This is a genomic window from Streptomyces sp. NPDC088915, from assembly GCF_044749825.1.
GTDB lineage: Bacteria > Actinomycetota > Actinomycetes > Streptomycetales > Streptomycetaceae > Streptomyces.
Genome location: NZ_JBIVIR010000007.1, coordinates 106608 through 120888 on the forward strand (window position 1 = coordinate 106608; position 14281 = coordinate 120888).

General features: G+C 70.7%; 13 protein-coding genes and 3 pseudogenes. 5 read left to right on the top strand and 11 right to left on the bottom strand.

What is annotated here, in order from left to right:
- Positions 1-2: 2 nt before the first annotated feature.
- The 5 genes and pseudogenes from ACIP5O_RS14940 to ACIP5O_RS14960 form a co-directional block, all read right to left on the bottom strand.
- Positions 3-407, bottom strand: coding sequence for a DUF6907 domain-containing protein (locus tag ACIP5O_RS14940; protein ID WP_401292973.1), 405 nt, complete (start codon positions 405-407; stop codon positions 3-5).
- Positions 397-1320, bottom strand: a complete 924-nt coding sequence (locus ACIP5O_RS14945; protein WP_401292976.1) for a DUF2637 domain-containing protein — start codon at positions 1318-1320, stop codon at positions 397-399. The genes ACIP5O_RS14940 and ACIP5O_RS14945 overlap by 11 nt, the downstream gene beginning before the upstream one ends.
- Positions 1317-1682 (bottom strand): DUF6907 domain-containing protein, encoded by a 366-nt coding sequence (locus ACIP5O_RS14950; protein WP_401292979.1) that lies wholly within the window; start codon positions 1680-1682, stop codon positions 1317-1319. The genes ACIP5O_RS14945 and ACIP5O_RS14950 overlap by 4 nt, the downstream gene beginning before the upstream one ends.
- Positions 1679-2563, bottom strand: a complete 885-nt coding sequence (locus tag ACIP5O_RS14955) for a hypothetical protein (protein ID WP_401292982.1) — start codon at positions 2561-2563, stop codon at positions 1679-1681. Before ACIP5O_RS14955 ends, ACIP5O_RS14950 begins: the two co-directional genes overlap by 4 nt.
- Before the next feature lie 390 nt (positions 2564-2953).
- Positions 2954-3730: pseudogene (locus tag ACIP5O_RS14960) on the bottom strand (site-specific integrase); the annotation flags it as partial.
- Between the two features lie 71 nt (positions 3731-3801).
- On the opposite strand from ACIP5O_RS14960, the pseudogene ACIP5O_RS14965 reads away from it, so the two are divergent.
- A pseudogene (locus tag ACIP5O_RS14965) lies at positions 3802-3957 on the top strand (UTRA domain-containing protein); the annotation flags it as partial.
- 297 nt (positions 3958-4254) lie between these two features.
- The gene (locus ACIP5O_RS14970; protein ID WP_401292985.1) at positions 4255-4677 is read left to right on the top strand and encodes a DUF6578 domain-containing protein; all 423 of its coding nucleotides are present in this window, start codon (positions 4255-4257) and stop codon (positions 4675-4677) included.
- 6 nt (positions 4678-4683) lie between these two features.
- Here ACIP5O_RS14970 and ACIP5O_RS14975 read toward each other — a convergent pair whose 3' ends face one another.
- Together ACIP5O_RS14975 and ACIP5O_RS14980 are read right to left on the bottom strand one after the other, a co-directional pair.
- Positions 4684-5151 (bottom strand): DUF4240 domain-containing protein, encoded by a 468-nt coding sequence (locus ACIP5O_RS14975; protein WP_401293518.1) that lies wholly within the window; start codon positions 5149-5151, stop codon positions 4684-4686.
- A 139-nt stretch (positions 5152-5290) separates the two neighbouring features.
- A complete protein-coding gene (locus tag ACIP5O_RS14980) occupies positions 5291-5839 on the bottom strand; it encodes an SMI1/KNR4 family protein (RefSeq protein WP_401292988.1) in 549 nt (182 codons plus the stop codon).
- Between the two features lie 337 nt (positions 5840-6176).
- Here ACIP5O_RS14980 and ACIP5O_RS14985 point away from each other — a divergent pair, with 337 nt between their 5' ends.
- Positions 6177-6923, top strand: a complete 747-nt coding sequence (locus tag ACIP5O_RS14985) for a hypothetical protein (protein ID WP_401292991.1) — start codon at positions 6177-6179, stop codon at positions 6921-6923.
- Between the two features lie 251 nt (positions 6924-7174).
- On the opposite strand, the gene ACIP5O_RS14990 is transcribed toward ACIP5O_RS14985, so the two are convergent.
- The 4 genes from ACIP5O_RS14990 to ACIP5O_RS15005 all read right to left on the bottom strand — a co-directional run bounded on the left by ACIP5O_RS14990 (position 7175) and on the right by ACIP5O_RS15005 (position 11727).
- Positions 7175-7675: a hypothetical protein gene (locus ACIP5O_RS14990; RefSeq protein WP_401292994.1), complete on the bottom strand. Its 501-nt coding sequence runs from the start codon at positions 7673-7675 to the stop codon at positions 7175-7177.
- A gap of 556 nt (positions 7676-8231) precedes the next feature.
- A complete protein-coding gene (locus ACIP5O_RS14995; RefSeq protein ID WP_401292997.1) occupies positions 8232-8741 on the bottom strand; it encodes a DUF6924 domain-containing protein in 510 nt (169 codons plus the stop codon).
- 83 nt (positions 8742-8824) lie between these two features.
- Complete coding sequence (locus ACIP5O_RS15000) at positions 8825-9358, bottom strand: hypothetical protein (RefSeq protein WP_401293000.1); 534 nt, start codon at positions 9356-9358, stop codon at positions 8825-8827.
- A gap of 86 nt (positions 9359-9444) precedes the next feature.
- On the bottom strand, positions 9445-11727 hold the full coding sequence (locus ACIP5O_RS15005; protein WP_401293003.1) for an FG-GAP repeat domain-containing protein: 2283 nt from the start codon (positions 11725-11727) through the stop codon (positions 9445-9447).
- Between the two features lie 151 nt (positions 11728-11878).
- Here ACIP5O_RS15005 and ACIP5O_RS15010 point away from each other — a divergent pair.
- Both ACIP5O_RS15010 and ACIP5O_RS15015 read left to right on the top strand, forming a co-directional pair.
- Positions 11879-12073, top strand: a pseudogene (locus ACIP5O_RS15010) (cold shock domain-containing protein); the annotation flags it as partial.
- A 145-nt stretch (positions 12074-12218) separates the two neighbouring features.
- Positions 12219-14258 carry a restriction endonuclease gene (locus tag ACIP5O_RS15015; protein WP_401293005.1) on the top strand — a complete coding sequence of 680 codons (2040 nt, stop codon included), beginning with the start codon at positions 12219-12221 and terminating at the stop codon, positions 14256-14258.
- Positions 14259-14281 lie beyond the last annotated feature (23 nt).

Sequence of the window (14281 nt, forward strand, 5' to 3'; positions counted from 1 at the left end):
GGTCACTTCTCCCCCTGCTGGGTGATCTCGGCAAGGCGGTCGCGCATCTGCTGGAGCCGGTCCACGTACGTCCGCAGCTCGGTGAGGTAGGCGTCCGCCTGCGCGACGTCGAGCCGTCCTCCGGCCCCGGCGCTGAGGGTGTCGAAGTAGATGTACGGCTGGCCGTAGTCGCCGGTGGTGTCGTCCGGCTGGGCGGCGAGGCAGGCCCACATCACCTCGTACGGCTCGCCGTCGTCGAAGTGGCCGTAGTAGTCCCCCGGGCCGGTGAACGCGATGGCCGGCGCCTCGTGCCACGCCCAGTGGGCGTAGTCGTTCTCCTTGTGGGGCTGGGTGCACCAGGGCGGGCACTTCACGGAGAGGGTGCCGCCGTTGGGCAGCGCCATGCGGATCAGGCGGTCAGCGGACACGAGGGCCTCCGGCGGTCGCGGCGGGGAGTTCGAGGGCGGCGCGGCGGATACGGCGGCCGTAGGCGTCGGAGGTTCCGAGGCGCTGGCCGATGGCGGTTCCGGTCAGTTCCGGCTCGGTGGCGAGCCAGTTCCGGGCGTCGGCCACCTGCCGGTCGAACGCGGTCAGCTCGACCTCGTCCGGCTCGTCGTCGGCCGTGGGCGGAACCGGCGGAACCGGGGGCGGTTCCGGGTGCTCCTCGGCCTCCTCGCCGTCCGCCTGGAGAGGTTCTGGGCGCCCCGAACCTTGCAGGTCGCGGCTGGTTCCGGCCGGTACCGCGAGGAGTTCCGCCACGGGCGTCCACGGGCCGAGGACAGGCAGCGCGGGCACGGTCGGCAGAGGTTCGGCGACGGGCGCCGGAACCTTGTCCAGGGACACTGGTTCCGCCTCGACGGCAGCCGGTTCCGCCGGAACCTCGGGCGCGGCAGGTGTGGTCTTGGACCACACCTCGTCCCGCTCGGCGAGGGCCTGGTGAATCTGCCGCATCAGGGCGCCGAACGCGAGGAGCGCGGCCGTGGGCGGAACCGCCGCGACGACGTAGTCCAGGACCGGCACCATGCCCGGGTCGCGGGTGCCGGTCACCCCGGCCACGTTCAGGACGATGGAGCCCAGCGAGCCGACCGTGGTCAAGCCGATCGCCCACGGGTCGACCCGCTTCGCCAGCGCGGCCCGGAGCATCAGCAGCTCGCCCGCGACGATGAACAGGTCCAGGGTGGCCGGCCATGCCCACGCGCGGGCCGGAACCTGCCGCAGGCCGTGCCCGAGGGCGACCTCGGCCAGGTGCGCGTACGACAGCCAGAACGCGGCACCGGTCAGGGCGACGATGACGACGCCCGCGCCGATCGCGAGGGCCTTCGAGGGGGAGGGGAGCTTCACCGTCCGCCCTCCTCGGCCTGGATGACGGCCAGTTCGTCCGCGAGGCGCCGCAGGTGCGCGGCGTGCACGGTGAGGGTGGCCGCGAACTGCCGGACCTCGGCGGGGTCGAGGGTGCCGGAGAAGTCCGCCAGCTCGACGTACAAGCCGGTGCGGCGCCGCTCGGCGACGGTGGCGAAGGGGTCCTGGGACAGCATGGCGACGAGCAGGGTGTCGCCCTCGAAGGTGAGGTCGTGCTGCGTCCCGAAGTGGGTCAGGTCGACGCGGTACCCGGGGACGTGCCCGGCGTGACCGGTGCACCATCCCGGCTCGGGCAGGCTGACGTCACCGTGGTCGACCGTCGGCAGGGTGATGAGGCGCTTCACTGGCCCTCCTCGGCGGTGGCGATGAGCTGCTCGACGGCGTCGAGGTGGGCCCGCAGCTCCGCGACCTTGGTACGGGCCTCGGCCGGGGTGAAGTCCTGCTCCAGGAACCCGACCCGGACGCCCTTGCTCCAGTGCGTCAGACCGGCGGCCAAGATCGCCCGGCCGTCGTCGCCCAGGAACTCGGGCTCGATGCTGTCGCCGGTGTGCTCGACGTGCTCCTCGTCGGTCTCGACGCACCAGGTGTGCAGCGGGCACCGGGGCTTTGTGTCGCCGCGGCCCTCGCTGACGACCCGGGTGAACAGCTTCTCGGCGGCACGCAGGGTGCCGTCCGGGTCGCCGTGCTCGTCGATCTGGTCGAGGAGGATGGTGAAGATCTCGCGGATCGCGTCGGTCTCGGCGTCGCGGGCCAGCTCGACGAGCTTGTCGACCTTCTCGCCCTCGGTGAAGGCGGCGAAGATGCCGAGGGCGAGGCGGGCGTCGAGCGCGGTCATCTCGGCCGGGTCGTACCCGACGCGGAGGGTAGTGGCGTCGACCTTCTTGTAGACCATCTTGACGCCGAGGTCGAAGGTGGCCCGCTCGAAGCGGGCGGTGTGCACGGTCCGGTAGAGGGCCGTGGCCTCGTTGCAGCCGTCGCACAGCCAGTACGTGATGCCGGTGGCGCCGGTGTACTGGTGGGGCGCCGGCTGCTTGCAGTACGCGCAGCGCTCGCTGGGGGCCTCGGCGACCGGGAGGGGCTTCGGCTGGGCGGGGATGCCGTTTAGCAGGGCGGGCAGCCTGCCGGTACGGGTCAGGTCGACCGGCGGCACGGAGCCCGGCTGCTCAATGCTCGGCTGGACTAGGCCGCCGGAGGGCTTGAAGCAGGACGGTACGGTGGTGGACATGGTTCGGTCCCTTCGAGAAAGGGTCGATCCGTAGGCCCCGCCCTCGGTGTTCGCGCACCAGGCGGGGCCGCTTCGTTTTTCCGAAGCACTTGAATCGACTCTAGCTCCGGATGAGTCGTAAATCAACTCAGTCGTTGGAAGGGATTCCGCGCAAGCGGTACGCGAGACGTACACATCACCCCGGGAAAGTCACGGATAGATCAGGAAGGGCGAAGAAGGCAAACGGGCAGGTCAGAGCGGTGAAGGCATGTCCGGGCAGGTCGCGTGGGCGCCTTGCACGGACTTGTAAAGCGGGGGTCGTCGGTTCGAACCCGACAGGGGGCTCCAGGTAGGAAACGCGAAGACCCCCAACCGATCTTGGTTGGGGGTCTTTGACATCCACGGGTGACATCAACGGGGGCGGTCGGGCCGTTTCCGCGTGAGGAGCCGGTCCATGTGGCTGATGGCCTCGCGCTGGGTGTCCTGGACAACGTGGGTGTACACGTCCATGGTCAGGCTGATCTGGCTGTGGCCCAGGATCTCCCTCACGACGCGGGGCGCGACCCCGGCCGCGGTGAGGAGCGTGGCGCAGCCGTGCCGGGCGTCGTGGAGGCGGATCAGTCGAAGGCCGGCCGCCTCGCTGACGCGGACGAAGGAGCGGTGGACGTTTCGGGGCTCGACGGGGCGGCCGGTGCGGGTGGCGAAGACGTAGCCCGTGCCCGTCCACTCGGTGCCGGCCGTTTCGTACGTAGCCTTCTGACGCATCCGGTGCCAACGCAGCGGAGCCAGGCACATGGCGGGAAGCGGGATCGTCCGGGAGCGGCGTCCCTTGGTCTCGTCGTTGTAGAGGACCCCGCGGCGGCGCTGGACCTGCTGGCGGACCAGGAGGACGCGGTTCTCCAGGTCGATGTCGTTCCAGCGCAGTCCGACGATCTCGCCCCGGCGCAGCCCCATCGCGATGGCGAGCACGAAGGCGGCGTACAGCGGGTCCCGGCGGGCGGCGGCGAGGGCCGTATGCAGCACGCGGTGGGACTCCTTGGCGGTGGCCGCGGTGGCCTTCTTCTTCAACTGGAGCAGGAAGCGCCGGACATCGGGGACGTTCAGGGACTCCAGCCGCTTCGTGCCGAGCATGGGGGAGAGGCAGAGCCGCGTGGGTGCCTCGTACTTGTCGTGCGTGCGAGAACGTCGTTCGCCGGGCCCAGGAGTTGCTGATCTCCCAAGGTGTGCTGGAGGGACGGGCAGGGTCCGGGACCTATGTCGCCGAGGAAGCCTCGTTTCTCGGGATCCAGAAGGCCGCGCTCGTCACCCACATCCGGCGGACCCACTACAACGACCAAGGACAACCCGTGGAAACTGCGGACATCGTCGTGCCCGCAGCACTGTGCGGGATCGTCTACGAGGTCCCCATCGGCTGACGGACGCCACGACCGACCACTGGCAATGACCGAGACAGGTGGCACGCAATGGCCGACTGGCCCCTCCACTGACCCGAGTGCGACCGATCCATGGAGTGGAAGGGGTACGTCCTCTGTCTGCGCGAGGAGGACGAGAAGCGGGTCTGTCGTTCTCTGTGGCGTTGTCCGGACCGAGTTCTCTGGTGGCACTGGGCCGACCGAGAGAACGAACCACTGGAGCGCTGCCCTGTCCCTGACCTGGTTCGCTGACGCCCACCGTCGACAACAACAGGCTTCGGGTCGGGGGACGATGGCGACATGATGTTGACGATCTGGGTCGATGACTGGCAGACGCAGTGCTGCGGAGGGAGCTTCGCGCCAGGGGATGTCGTTTCGTGGACGCTGCTGGAGGCCGATCCGGAGGACTATGCCGACGTTGTCGGTGGCGAACGTGCGGGTGAGATCGACTTCCGCGAGGAACACCACGGCCAGGGGGAGGGGCACGCGCCCACCTCGGTGGAGGTGGTGTCGATCGTCGAGGTGCACTGCCGCTACGGGGTACCCCCGGGCACCACGGACAAGGTGAACCATCCCGTTCCGGGCACGACCGTCCTGGTCCCGGTCAAGGCGGCGGACGGGTGGGCGAAGGCCAGGCCGGACGTGAGCTTCGCGGGCTACCTGGTGACCGCACGGCGTGCCTCCGACGAGCCCGAAGACGCGGTTGCCCCGATCAAGCGGTAGCTCGCCTCAGCTCCGCAGGTCCGGCCATCCGTCTCTGTTGGAGTAGCTCTCGACGCAGTACCGGGTCGAACGGTCCCACTCCTCACCGGTGGCCAGCTCGTACGCCTTGTCCGGTACGTACAGCAGCCATTCGCCGTCACGCTCGCTCGAGGTGTACGGCGCGAACTTGTCGACGTCGAAGAAGACGCTCTCCCATACGGCCTGACCCGCGGCCACCACAGCGCAGCGCGCGTACAGGAACACGTCGGACGACTGCGGGAACGGACTGCCGAACCGGGCCGTCAGGTCGACCACGGGCAGGGTGCCGAACTTCTCCTGGTCCAAGCGGTAGAGCGCCTCGGCGTGCCGCTCAGCGAAACCGACGATGTCGGAGACGGGACGGCGGCTCAGTTCCTCGGCGAGGCGGTGGCAGCTCCCGTGGGTTGCTTCGCCGTTCAGGGTGGCTATCAGTGCCCAGAAGTCGGTCCATGTCATTCTCACGGGCGCAGAATGTCAGGGCGGTCTGACATCCATAGTTGACATCAGCGGCGGTGGTCGGAGGCGGTCGGGCGCTGGATGCCGTCGTGTGAGGGGTCGCTCCGTCGAGTGGGTTCGGTGGTCGTCCGTGGGGCGTTCACTCCGCGATCCGGGAAGCGGCCATATCCCACGGGGTCGGCTCCGCCACGTCCTCGTGCTCGTCGGCGTCTTCCCGGTACCAGCCTGTTCCGGCGAGCCAGGTTTCGAGCCATTCGGCCAGGCTTCCGGCGTCGACGAACCAGGCGGCGGCTCCGTCGTCCGTCATGGCGTTCGGTTCGAAGAGGAGGACCGTGGCGGTCTCGCCGAGGCAGTCCACCGCGGCGTACATGGCGCAGCCCCAGTCGAGGATCGGCAGGACGCCCGCCGGCCAGTACGGTGTCTCTCCCCCGGCCGAGGCGGATCGTTCGGACTGGTACTCGCTCAGCACCGTACGTCCTGCTCCGGCCAGCGGAAGGAGCTGGTAATCGGGGCCGTAGCCACCGTTGGCCACCTCCCGGTACAGGCTTGCCAGCAGGGGCGGGAGGGCGAAGCCGAGAACGGCCTCCGCCTCGGCGACCTCCTCGGCACTGACGGCGGGAGGCAAGGCCGTGGAGGTCGCCCTGGCCTTCGCCGCCACGCGAGGAACGAGATCTTCGATGGCTGTCACGTTCGGGATCCTGTCAGGCACCTACGACAGAGAGCCGTCCTGGTGGTGAAACCGGCCGGTCTCCCCTTCGCGCGTTGCCGCCGGATGTGCAATGCCCTGAATTGGGGAGAGGCGCCGGGGACGAGGCGAAGTCCTCGACCGATGCCGGTCGGGGTTCCTGGCCCGTAGTCCTCCAGGTGGGAAACAAGGCGGAGACACGCCCTGGGCTCTGGGTCGCTGTTCGTAGTGAGGCGTAGCGAGTTGTCGCGGGACTTGGCGCATCGCCATCACGCCACCGGCCCCGGACCGACGACCCTCCGGCCCTGGGACTCTCCGCGGCCCGGCCTAGGTTTGGTCTGTGAATCACAGCAGCTCCGAGTCCGGGGCGCCCCGCGAGCCCGGCTTGCCGTCCTACCAGGTAGTCCTGGCGGAGACTGATTGGGGTTCGCTCCAGACGGCTTTCGGGAACGGCGAGGATCTTCCCGGGGTCCTGGCGCGGCTGTTGGAGCCCGATCCCAAGGTCCAGGTGACCGCTCTGTCGGAGTTGGGTGAGCTGGTCGGCCACCAGAACAGCATCTACGAAGCGACCGTTCCCGTCGCCGTGTACGTCGTCGGCATCCTCGCCCATCCGGCGGCCACGACCCTCCGGCCGTATCGCAACGTCCCCGTCCGCGCGACGCTGTTGAACTGGTTGGTTTCCACGGCCTGCGACGCCTCCGACGAGGTGGTCGACCGCAACGAGCGGTACTTCCCCGGCTTCCTCACCCACGACAGCCCGTCGGCGGTCTTCCGGGACCTGCGCCCGATGCTTTACCGAGCCGTCGCGCCCTTCCTGCAGGACGGCCACGAGGACGTGCGCGAAGCCGCCGGCCTCGCCGCACTCGTCCTCGCAGAGCACCCCGCGCTCGCCGAACACCGCGACCACCTCGCCGTGCACGCGCGCCGCATCCTGGACACCAGCAACGACGGTCCCGACCGGCGCGTTGCCTGGAAGGCCCTCGAAGCGTGGGGTCACGACGTCACCGGCATCGAACCCCTCCGGGAGGAGCCCTGGGACTGCGGGCCACACAGCGATGGCCGCGGCGATCTCGAACCTCCCTTCTGACGGGGAGGCGCACGGCCCGCCGGCCGCCGGCCCGAGGATGTACGGCCGTCCGGGGCGTTTCGGGGTGAGCAGGTCCTCGTGCCGCATCCGTGTCGGATCGTGCGGGGCTCATGGGGCGGGAACGTGCCGCCGTCACCGTTCTCGCCGGTGGCTGCCCTGCGCGGTGGCTGCGGGTGGCGCCCCGGGGTCGCGCTTCACCGGGCAGGTCTGCGGACTGCCCGAGACGTAGAAGCTTGCGGGGGCGTGAGTGATCATCCCCCCGGAGCCGCTTCAGCGGCCTGCTCCTCGACCACCGCGCCCGGTACGAGGTGGAGTTCGTACGGGGTGTAGCACTCGGACATCTCGGTGCCGATCGGGGCGCCGCACCGGCAACCCCGATTCGGTCCCTTGTCGCCGGGAGAACCGCAGCAGCCCGCTTCCCCTGTGCTCAACAGGATCAGATCCTGCATGTCCTCGGGGTGGAGCAGCAGGGTGTCGCGGGGCCCTCCGGAGACCAGTTCGATGCCCTCGGCGTTGATCGACGGTCCACCCGGGTACGCCGGGACGCAGTCGTCCTGGTCCTCACCGGGTACGAACGGCGCACCGGTCGGGTCGGGGTCGACCGCGTAGAAGCCGCGCGGCACGGTCGCCGGTGCCCGCCGAGCCCCCTCGGCCGGCAGGCCGTCGTAGGCAGGGCGCCGGGGGACCTCGTTCAGCAGCCGCAGCTCTGTTGTCAGTCGAGTGCCGCACGAAGCACAGTGGAAGATCGTCATCGAGAGACTGATTACCGGACCGCCCGGACCCGGAGCAACGGCTTTTGAGCAGGCGTGTGTGAAGGATTCCGGTGGCGTGGGGCTGAGGGGCGTGATGCTGCCGTGGCAGGTCTGAGCGGAATCGGGGTGGCCGCTTTCTGTCGTTGCAGGGCTGGTGCCGTGACGGCAGACGATCATGGGGATGGTGCGGCGGCCGGGTGTCGGCAGCGGTGGATGTCGCTCAGAACGGATCCGACACCCGGCTATGGCCGTCCGGTGTCACGATTCGTACCTCCTGCCTCTGGACCGCGTCGTAGGCCTGCTGGAGCAGGCCGGACTCGTCGTCACCGCGAGGCTGGAACAGGAGGCGGGCGGGCGCGTGAACAGGCCGCGTGCCTGCCTTCTGGTCCGTAAGTCCGTAAGCCGGTAAGTCCGTAACGCCCTGACGGGGCGTGTTTTCGGAGTGTGCCTCGGCCGGGGCGTTCCGGGCAGGTTGGCCGGTGGGAGGCAGGGCTCGACCTCGTTCCCGGCCTCCCGTCACGGGGCGACGGGCGGTGACGGCCGGCCGCCGGGCCGGTCAGGCGGGGCGCAGGACCTGATCGGGCTCTGCGGACGCGGCCGTGGCGAACTCGGCGAAGTCCATGGTGCCGAGCGTCAGGTTCGTATGGATCTCGTGCACCGCGGCGGGCACGGTGCGGAACTCCCTCGGTTCCGGTGAATCGATGAGCTCTTGGTAGAAGACGGGATCGAGACCGCTCACGTCCTCCCAGACCGTCGTCAGGGCCAGTAGCGACCGCACCGGAGACCGCATCGTGTCGCGGTCGGCGAGGAAGACGACGCTCAGGTATTCGTCTTCGTCCACCGCGGCGAGGACCTCGGTGGCCGTTGCTCCCGACCAAGCGGGTGCATCGGCCATCTGTACCCCTGCAGGAAACTCACCGGACGGCCCCCACGGCCGGCGCAGTTCGTCGACCACCGCGTTCCACGTCTCGTCGTCGCCGAAGTCGGTCCTGATGACCAGAGCGTCGAACGTGTCGCGTCCGACGATCTCCGGCAGTGCTCGCTCGAACCTCTCCGGTGTCGTCATGACCGGGACTCTCCCACGCCGCACCGACATTCGGTTTTCTCGGTGGCGCGGAGGGAACGTCCGTCGTCGCGTCGCGGGTTCCGTCAGCCGGGGAAGGAGAAGTAGAGCGCCTCGCCGTAGAAGGACGCGAAGTGCTTCTGCCAGTCGGCTCGGAGTGAGGTCAGCCAGGTGTCGTTCCGGCCGGCGATCGCCGCCTCGGCCTGGGCGACGGCGTCGGGGATGTCGTCGGTCGCCAGGTGCCGCACGCCCGCGATCGGGTCGTCGTCCGTCATCGAGACGATCTCCCCGGTTTCGAGGACGAAGTACTTCGCCCGCTGCTTCTCCAGGTGGGCCGTGGTCCCGGCGACGCACGCGGCGAACTCGGCGTCGTCCTCCAGGCCCTCGCCGACCGCGCGCAGGAGGTCCAGGAGCAGGGCCGCCCCGGCGGCGTAGTCCGCGGCGATGCCGATCGGGGGGTTCCAGATCATGGACGGGACGATCGTCGTCCCGCGCCCCGCCATGAGCTTGTGCGCGAGCGGGACGTCCCCGTTGTGCTCGGATATGCACCGGATCCGCCGGGGGATCTCCGACTCGTCCGGCATCGAGTCCGCGGAGTAGAGGTAGGAACGGTTTGCCATGGTCGCGAAGTTAGCACCGGGGTCCGACAACGCCGGTGCCGTCGCCCGATCCCCGGGGAGGCGACGGCACCGGCGTTGTCGGTGGGTCAGGACACGTGGTCGTACGTGGCGGAGCCGGTCAGGGCCGGGCTGGCGACCCGGGGGGCGAAGGGGGCCCTGTGGTCGCCGGTTCCGGCGTAGAAGTAGGCGGTCTTGTTCGGGCCGTACGCGTACAGGTCGGGACGGCCGTCGCCGTCGGCGTCGCCGATGCCGATGGTGTCGGTGTACGCGTTCCAGCCGCCGCCGATCCGCTTGCGGGCGGCGAAGGTGCCGTCGCCGTTGCCGAGGTAGAGCCAGAGCACCCCGGCCTTGTCGCGGGCGACGAGGTCACCGGCGGCGGCGCCGCCGATGTTGCCGGTGGCGGTGATCTGGTTGTAGGCGCCCCAGCCGCCGTTGCCGATCCTCTTCCGCTTGGCGAAGAGGGCGCCGGTGTCACCGGTGTTCTTGTAGAACCACAGGGCGCCGTCCTTGTCGGTGGCGACCAGGTCGGCCCGGCCGTCGCCGTCCAGGTCGCTGCCGCCCGCGATCCGGTCGTACGTGTTCCAGCCGCCGCCGATCTGCTTGCGGGCGGCGAAGGACGCGCTGTACCCGCTGCCGGTCACGTCGTACAGCCAGAGGACGCCGTTCTTGTCCCGGGCGACGAAGTCGGCGGCGCCGGAACCGATGCCGCCGATGGTCTCGATCCGGTCGTAGGCCTGCCAGCCGCCACCGACCCGGCGGGGCCCGTAGGGCGGCGCCGCGAGGGTCTTCTTGGCGGTGTCGTACTCCGTGTCGAGCTGCCACAGCACGCCCTGGGCGTCACGGGCCAGCAGGTCGGGGGCGCCGTCCCAGTCGAGGTCGTGCTGGGTGGAGAGGCCCTTGGCGGCAGTGAAGCTGCCGGAGGCCTCCACGGCCGGGCCGACGCCGTTCTGCGGGGTGGCCTTGAACGACCAGTCGTACTCCCCGACTTCGGCGTCCTTGCCCATCTGGGACTCGTCCGCGATCTCCCGCCAGGTGATGCCGAAGACCCCGTCGCCGTAGTAGTACGGGCTGCCGGCGGACTCGCTGTAGAGGTGCAGCTTCTTGGCGAAGGACTTGCCGGTCGCGCGGTGGGTGATCTTCAGGTCGATGTCGGCGTTCTCCCGGGACAGCTTCCACCGGAGGGGGATCGGGGCGGCGAGGTCGAACGTGCGCGAGATCTGCGCGCCGAGGTACACGAGTTGCGTCGGCTGCCCGGTGGAGGCGACCAGCTCGGCGGCCGGCCTGCCGTTCGCGCCGAGGGCTATCCGGTAGAGGCCCTCGCCGTGCTCGACGGTGCCGCCGCGCACGAACAGCGTGCCGTCGGGGCCGGGCAGGACCGTGTTGACGTAGTCGAGCAGCTTGAACGACTCGCCCGAGGTCAGGGACTTCGCCGTGAAGGGGACCAGCGGTCGCCCTTCGCCCGTGCCGTCTCCTCCGAGGAGTCCCGGGGTGCCGTACGTCAGCCACGGGCCCAGCAGGCCGATGGCCATGCGCTCGCCCTCGTGGAGGCCGAAGTCGGTCACGGTCTCGATGCCGGTGGCACGGTCGACGGTGTAGACCTTCCCCTGTTCCTCCGCCCAGGCCAGGTGTGTGGCGGAGAGCGAGTCCCCGCCGGTGAAGTAGGCGTCGGTCCGGTGGAGGGAGACCACCTCGGCGGCGGCGAGGTCCACCACGGCGGCCTCGCGCCGCCACGACGTGCCGGTCGGCAGGGCGTAGGAGATCAGGACCGAGCCGTCGTGGGGTGAACTGGAGGCGATGCTCGTCATTCCGGACGGGAGGCCCGTGACCTTCCGCTGCGTGACGGTGCCGCCGGTGCGGGTGACGAGGTGCAGCTCCACGGAACCGTCCGTCTTCGTCACCTCCGCCAGGACCGTGTCCCGGGAGACGGCCTTCACGTACACGCCGTTCAGCGGGCGGAGGTCGATCGTGACGGTCTTGCCGCCGGCGGCCATGTCGTGGAGCTCGACGATCAGGGAGCGGCGCGGGGTCTGTCCCCGGCCGGTCATGATCACGTCGGAGGCGGTGGAGTCGGCCACCGGGGCGTCGATCGTCGTGGTCGAACCGTCCGCGTACCGGGTCCACTTGAACACCGGCTGTGCGCCCCCCTCCCACCCTTCGGTCAGGAATCCGGTCTTTCCGGCCGCGCTGAACGAGAACGCGTTCGCCGGGTACGTGACGGGTGCCGTCCGTGTTCCCGCCTCGGCCGCCGCGGCGGCGGGCAGGGACGCGGCGGTGGCCGGGACGGAGAGGGCGCCCGCACCCAGAGTGACGGCCAGGACGGTGGTGATCGCGGCGGAGACGCCTCGGCGGGTCGCGCTTGCGGAGATCAAGGTTCCTCCTGGGGAAAGCGGATCGGCGCCCGAACGTGCTGACGCCGCCCCAGGAGACTTCTGCTCGAGTCGAAGGGTTGTACGCGGGTGGAGGCCCGCGCCGAACTCGCCCGGCCGCGGGGGGGTTTCGGCCCTTCACGGACGGTGAGGAGTGGTCGGCTCGCCGGAGGGGTGGGGCGTCCTCGACCGCTCCGGGACCCCCGGGGGGTGCCGGGGTCACTACTCCCACATCCAGGGGCGGGGCTTCCGCACGCTGTCGGCCGGGCGGCGGGTCGAGCTCGTGTGGGAGGCCCCGGGCTTCGGGCAGGACGGTTGCGACTACCGGGCGTCGAGCATCGTTCCCCTGCCCGGTCGATCTCCGCGGGGACGGACCCGGCCGGCATCCCTGAACGAGTGTGTGGTTTCTGTGTGCAAGCGCTCTGTCGTCCGGGACAATCCGGTGTCACGGGGTGTTCACGTGGCACGGGGTGTTTTCGGGGAGGGGTGCGCGCATGGGGCGGCGTTCCGGGGGGCTGATCGGGATCTGGGCCGAGCAGCAGAGGGTGGCGCAGCGGCAGCGGGAGGGGCAGCAGCAGGCCGTGCTGCGGCAGCAGCGGGAGGCCGAGCGGCAGCAGCGGGCGTACGAGCGGGACGTGTCCCGCATGCAGCGGGAGCAGCGGGCCGCCTATCGGAGGCACCGGGACGCCGACGCCCTGAGGAGGACCCGCGAGATCGACGAGCGCGTCGCCGCGCTCGAAGGGCTGCTCGCCGCCGGGTGCCGGGCGCCCGCCTTCCGGGTGGAGTCGCTGCGGCGGGCCGAGGAGGTCGAGCCGTTCGCCCCCGGGACCCTCGCGCAGCCCGTGCCCATGCCCGACCAGCGGCACTACTCCGGGCGCGACGGCCGGGCCCGGTTCGAGCGGGACTGGTACGCCGCGCAGGCCGCCGAGGCGCGGCGCCTGGAGTCGCTCGCCGCGTACCGGAGGGAGTACGACGCCTGGGCCGCCGCCCGGATCGCCGAGATCCGGGAGTACAACAGGGGGGTCGCCGGGACCGGCGAGGCCCTGGCCGGCGGTGACGCCGAGACCGTCGTCGACTACTTCTCCGCCGTCCTCTTCTCCTCCGGCGCCTGGCCCGACGGGTTCCCCCGCGAGGTCTCCGCCGCGTACGACCGGGGCGGGCGCGGGTTCGTCCTCGACTGGGACCTGCCCGGTTACGAGGTCGTTCCCGAGACCAAGGGCGTCAAGTACCTGCCCGGCACCGACCAGGAGAAGGAGGTCGCGCGGCCCGTCACCCAGCGGCGGGCGCTGTACCGGAGCGTGATCTCCCAGAGCGTGCTGCTCGCGGTGCGGGAGCTGTTCGCCGCCGACCGCTTCGGGGCCCTGGAGTCCGTCGCCCTCAACGGGTACGTGGGCGGCGTCGACCCGGCCACCGGGCTCGCCTCCCGGGTGTGCGTGGCCTCCGTCGTCGTGGGGCGGCAGGACTTCGACCGGCTCAACCTGGAACTCGTCGCCGCCGTCGACTGCCTGACCGGCGCCCTCGGCGGACGCCTCTCCGCGAAGCCCGAGGAGCGGGTCGCCGTCGCGCCCCTGCGGACGCCCGACCAGGTCGGGGGCGACGTCGTCGTGCAGGGGGACGGAGAAGAGCCCGATCTCCTCTCCATGGACCCCATCGCCTTCGAGGGGCTCGTCGCCGAGCTCTTCCGGGCCCGCGGGCTCCAGGCCGTCACCACCCGCCGCTCCAACGACGGCGGGGTCGACGTCGAGGCCCTCGACCCCGACCCCATCAGCGGCGGCTCGATCGTCGTCCAGGTGAAGCGGTACCGGAACACCGTCCCGCCCTCCGCCGTCCGCGACCTCTTCGGGACCGTGCAGGGCGCCGGCGCCAACAAGGGCGTCCTCGTCACCACGTCGAAGTTCGGACCCGGGTCCTACACCTTCGCCAACGGCAAGCCGCTGACGCTGATCTCCGGCACCGAGCTCGTCGAACTGCTCCACCAACACGGGTTGCGGGGGCGGTTGGGCGCCCCCGAGGCGGCTCCCGCTCCCGCTTCCGACGCCCCTCCCTCCGACGACTTCAACCTGCTCGGGATGGTGTGGCGGGGCTCCGTCGCCCTCGACGTCTGCGCGCTCGTCTGCGAAGGCGGGCGGGTGCTCGGGGACGAGTGGTTCGTCTTCTACAACAACCCCGCCACGCCCGACGGTTCCGTCGCCATGGTGGCCGCCGCCCCCGGCGACCGCGCCGCCGTCCGCGTCGGCTTCGACGCCCTTCCCGCCCGGGCCGACCGGCTCGTCCTCGTCGCGGCCGTCGACCCCGAGGTCAACCCGGACGCCGACCTCCACGGGTTCACGGAGGCCGGGATACGGCTCCGGGACGGCTCCGGCAGCGAGCTCGACCGGCTCGACGTGTCCGACGGGCGGGCCGGCGAGACCGCCCTCGTCCTCGGGTCGTTCCGGCGGCGGGCCGGCGGCGACTGGGACTTCGTGATCGGGGGGAAGGGGTACGCGGGCGGGCTCGGCGAGCTGGTCGGGGACTTCGGCATCCAGGTGCGGTGAGGTCGCGTCCTCGAAGGGCCCGC

Excerpts from the sequence above, each read along its gene's own strand:
- ACIP5O_RS14955 (WP_401292982.1), bottom strand. The coding sequence starts at position 2,563 with ATGTCCACCACCGTACCGTCCTGCTTCAAGCCCTCCGGCGGCCTAGTC.
- ACIP5O_RS14970 (WP_401292985.1), top strand. The coding sequence starts at position 4,255 with ATGATGTTGACGATCTGGGTCGATGACTGGCAGACGCAGTGCTGCGGA.
- ACIP5O_RS14975 (WP_401293518.1), bottom strand. The coding sequence starts at position 5,151 with ATGACATGGACCGACTTCTGGGCACTGATAGCCACCCTGAACGGCGAA.
- ACIP5O_RS14990 (WP_401292994.1), bottom strand. The coding sequence starts at position 7,675 with ATGACGATCTTCCACTGTGCTTCGTGCGGCACTCGACTGACAACAGAG.
- ACIP5O_RS14995 (WP_401292997.1), bottom strand. The coding sequence starts at position 8,741 with ATGACGACACCGGAGAGGTTCGAGCGAGCACTGCCGGAGATCGTCGGA.
- ACIP5O_RS15000 (WP_401293000.1), bottom strand. The coding sequence starts at position 9,358 with ATGGCAAACCGTTCCTACCTCTACTCCGCGGACTCGATGCCGGACGAG.
- ACIP5O_RS15015 (WP_401293005.1), top strand. The coding sequence starts at position 12,219 with ATGGGGCGGCGTTCCGGGGGGCTGATCGGGATCTGGGCCGAGCAGCAG.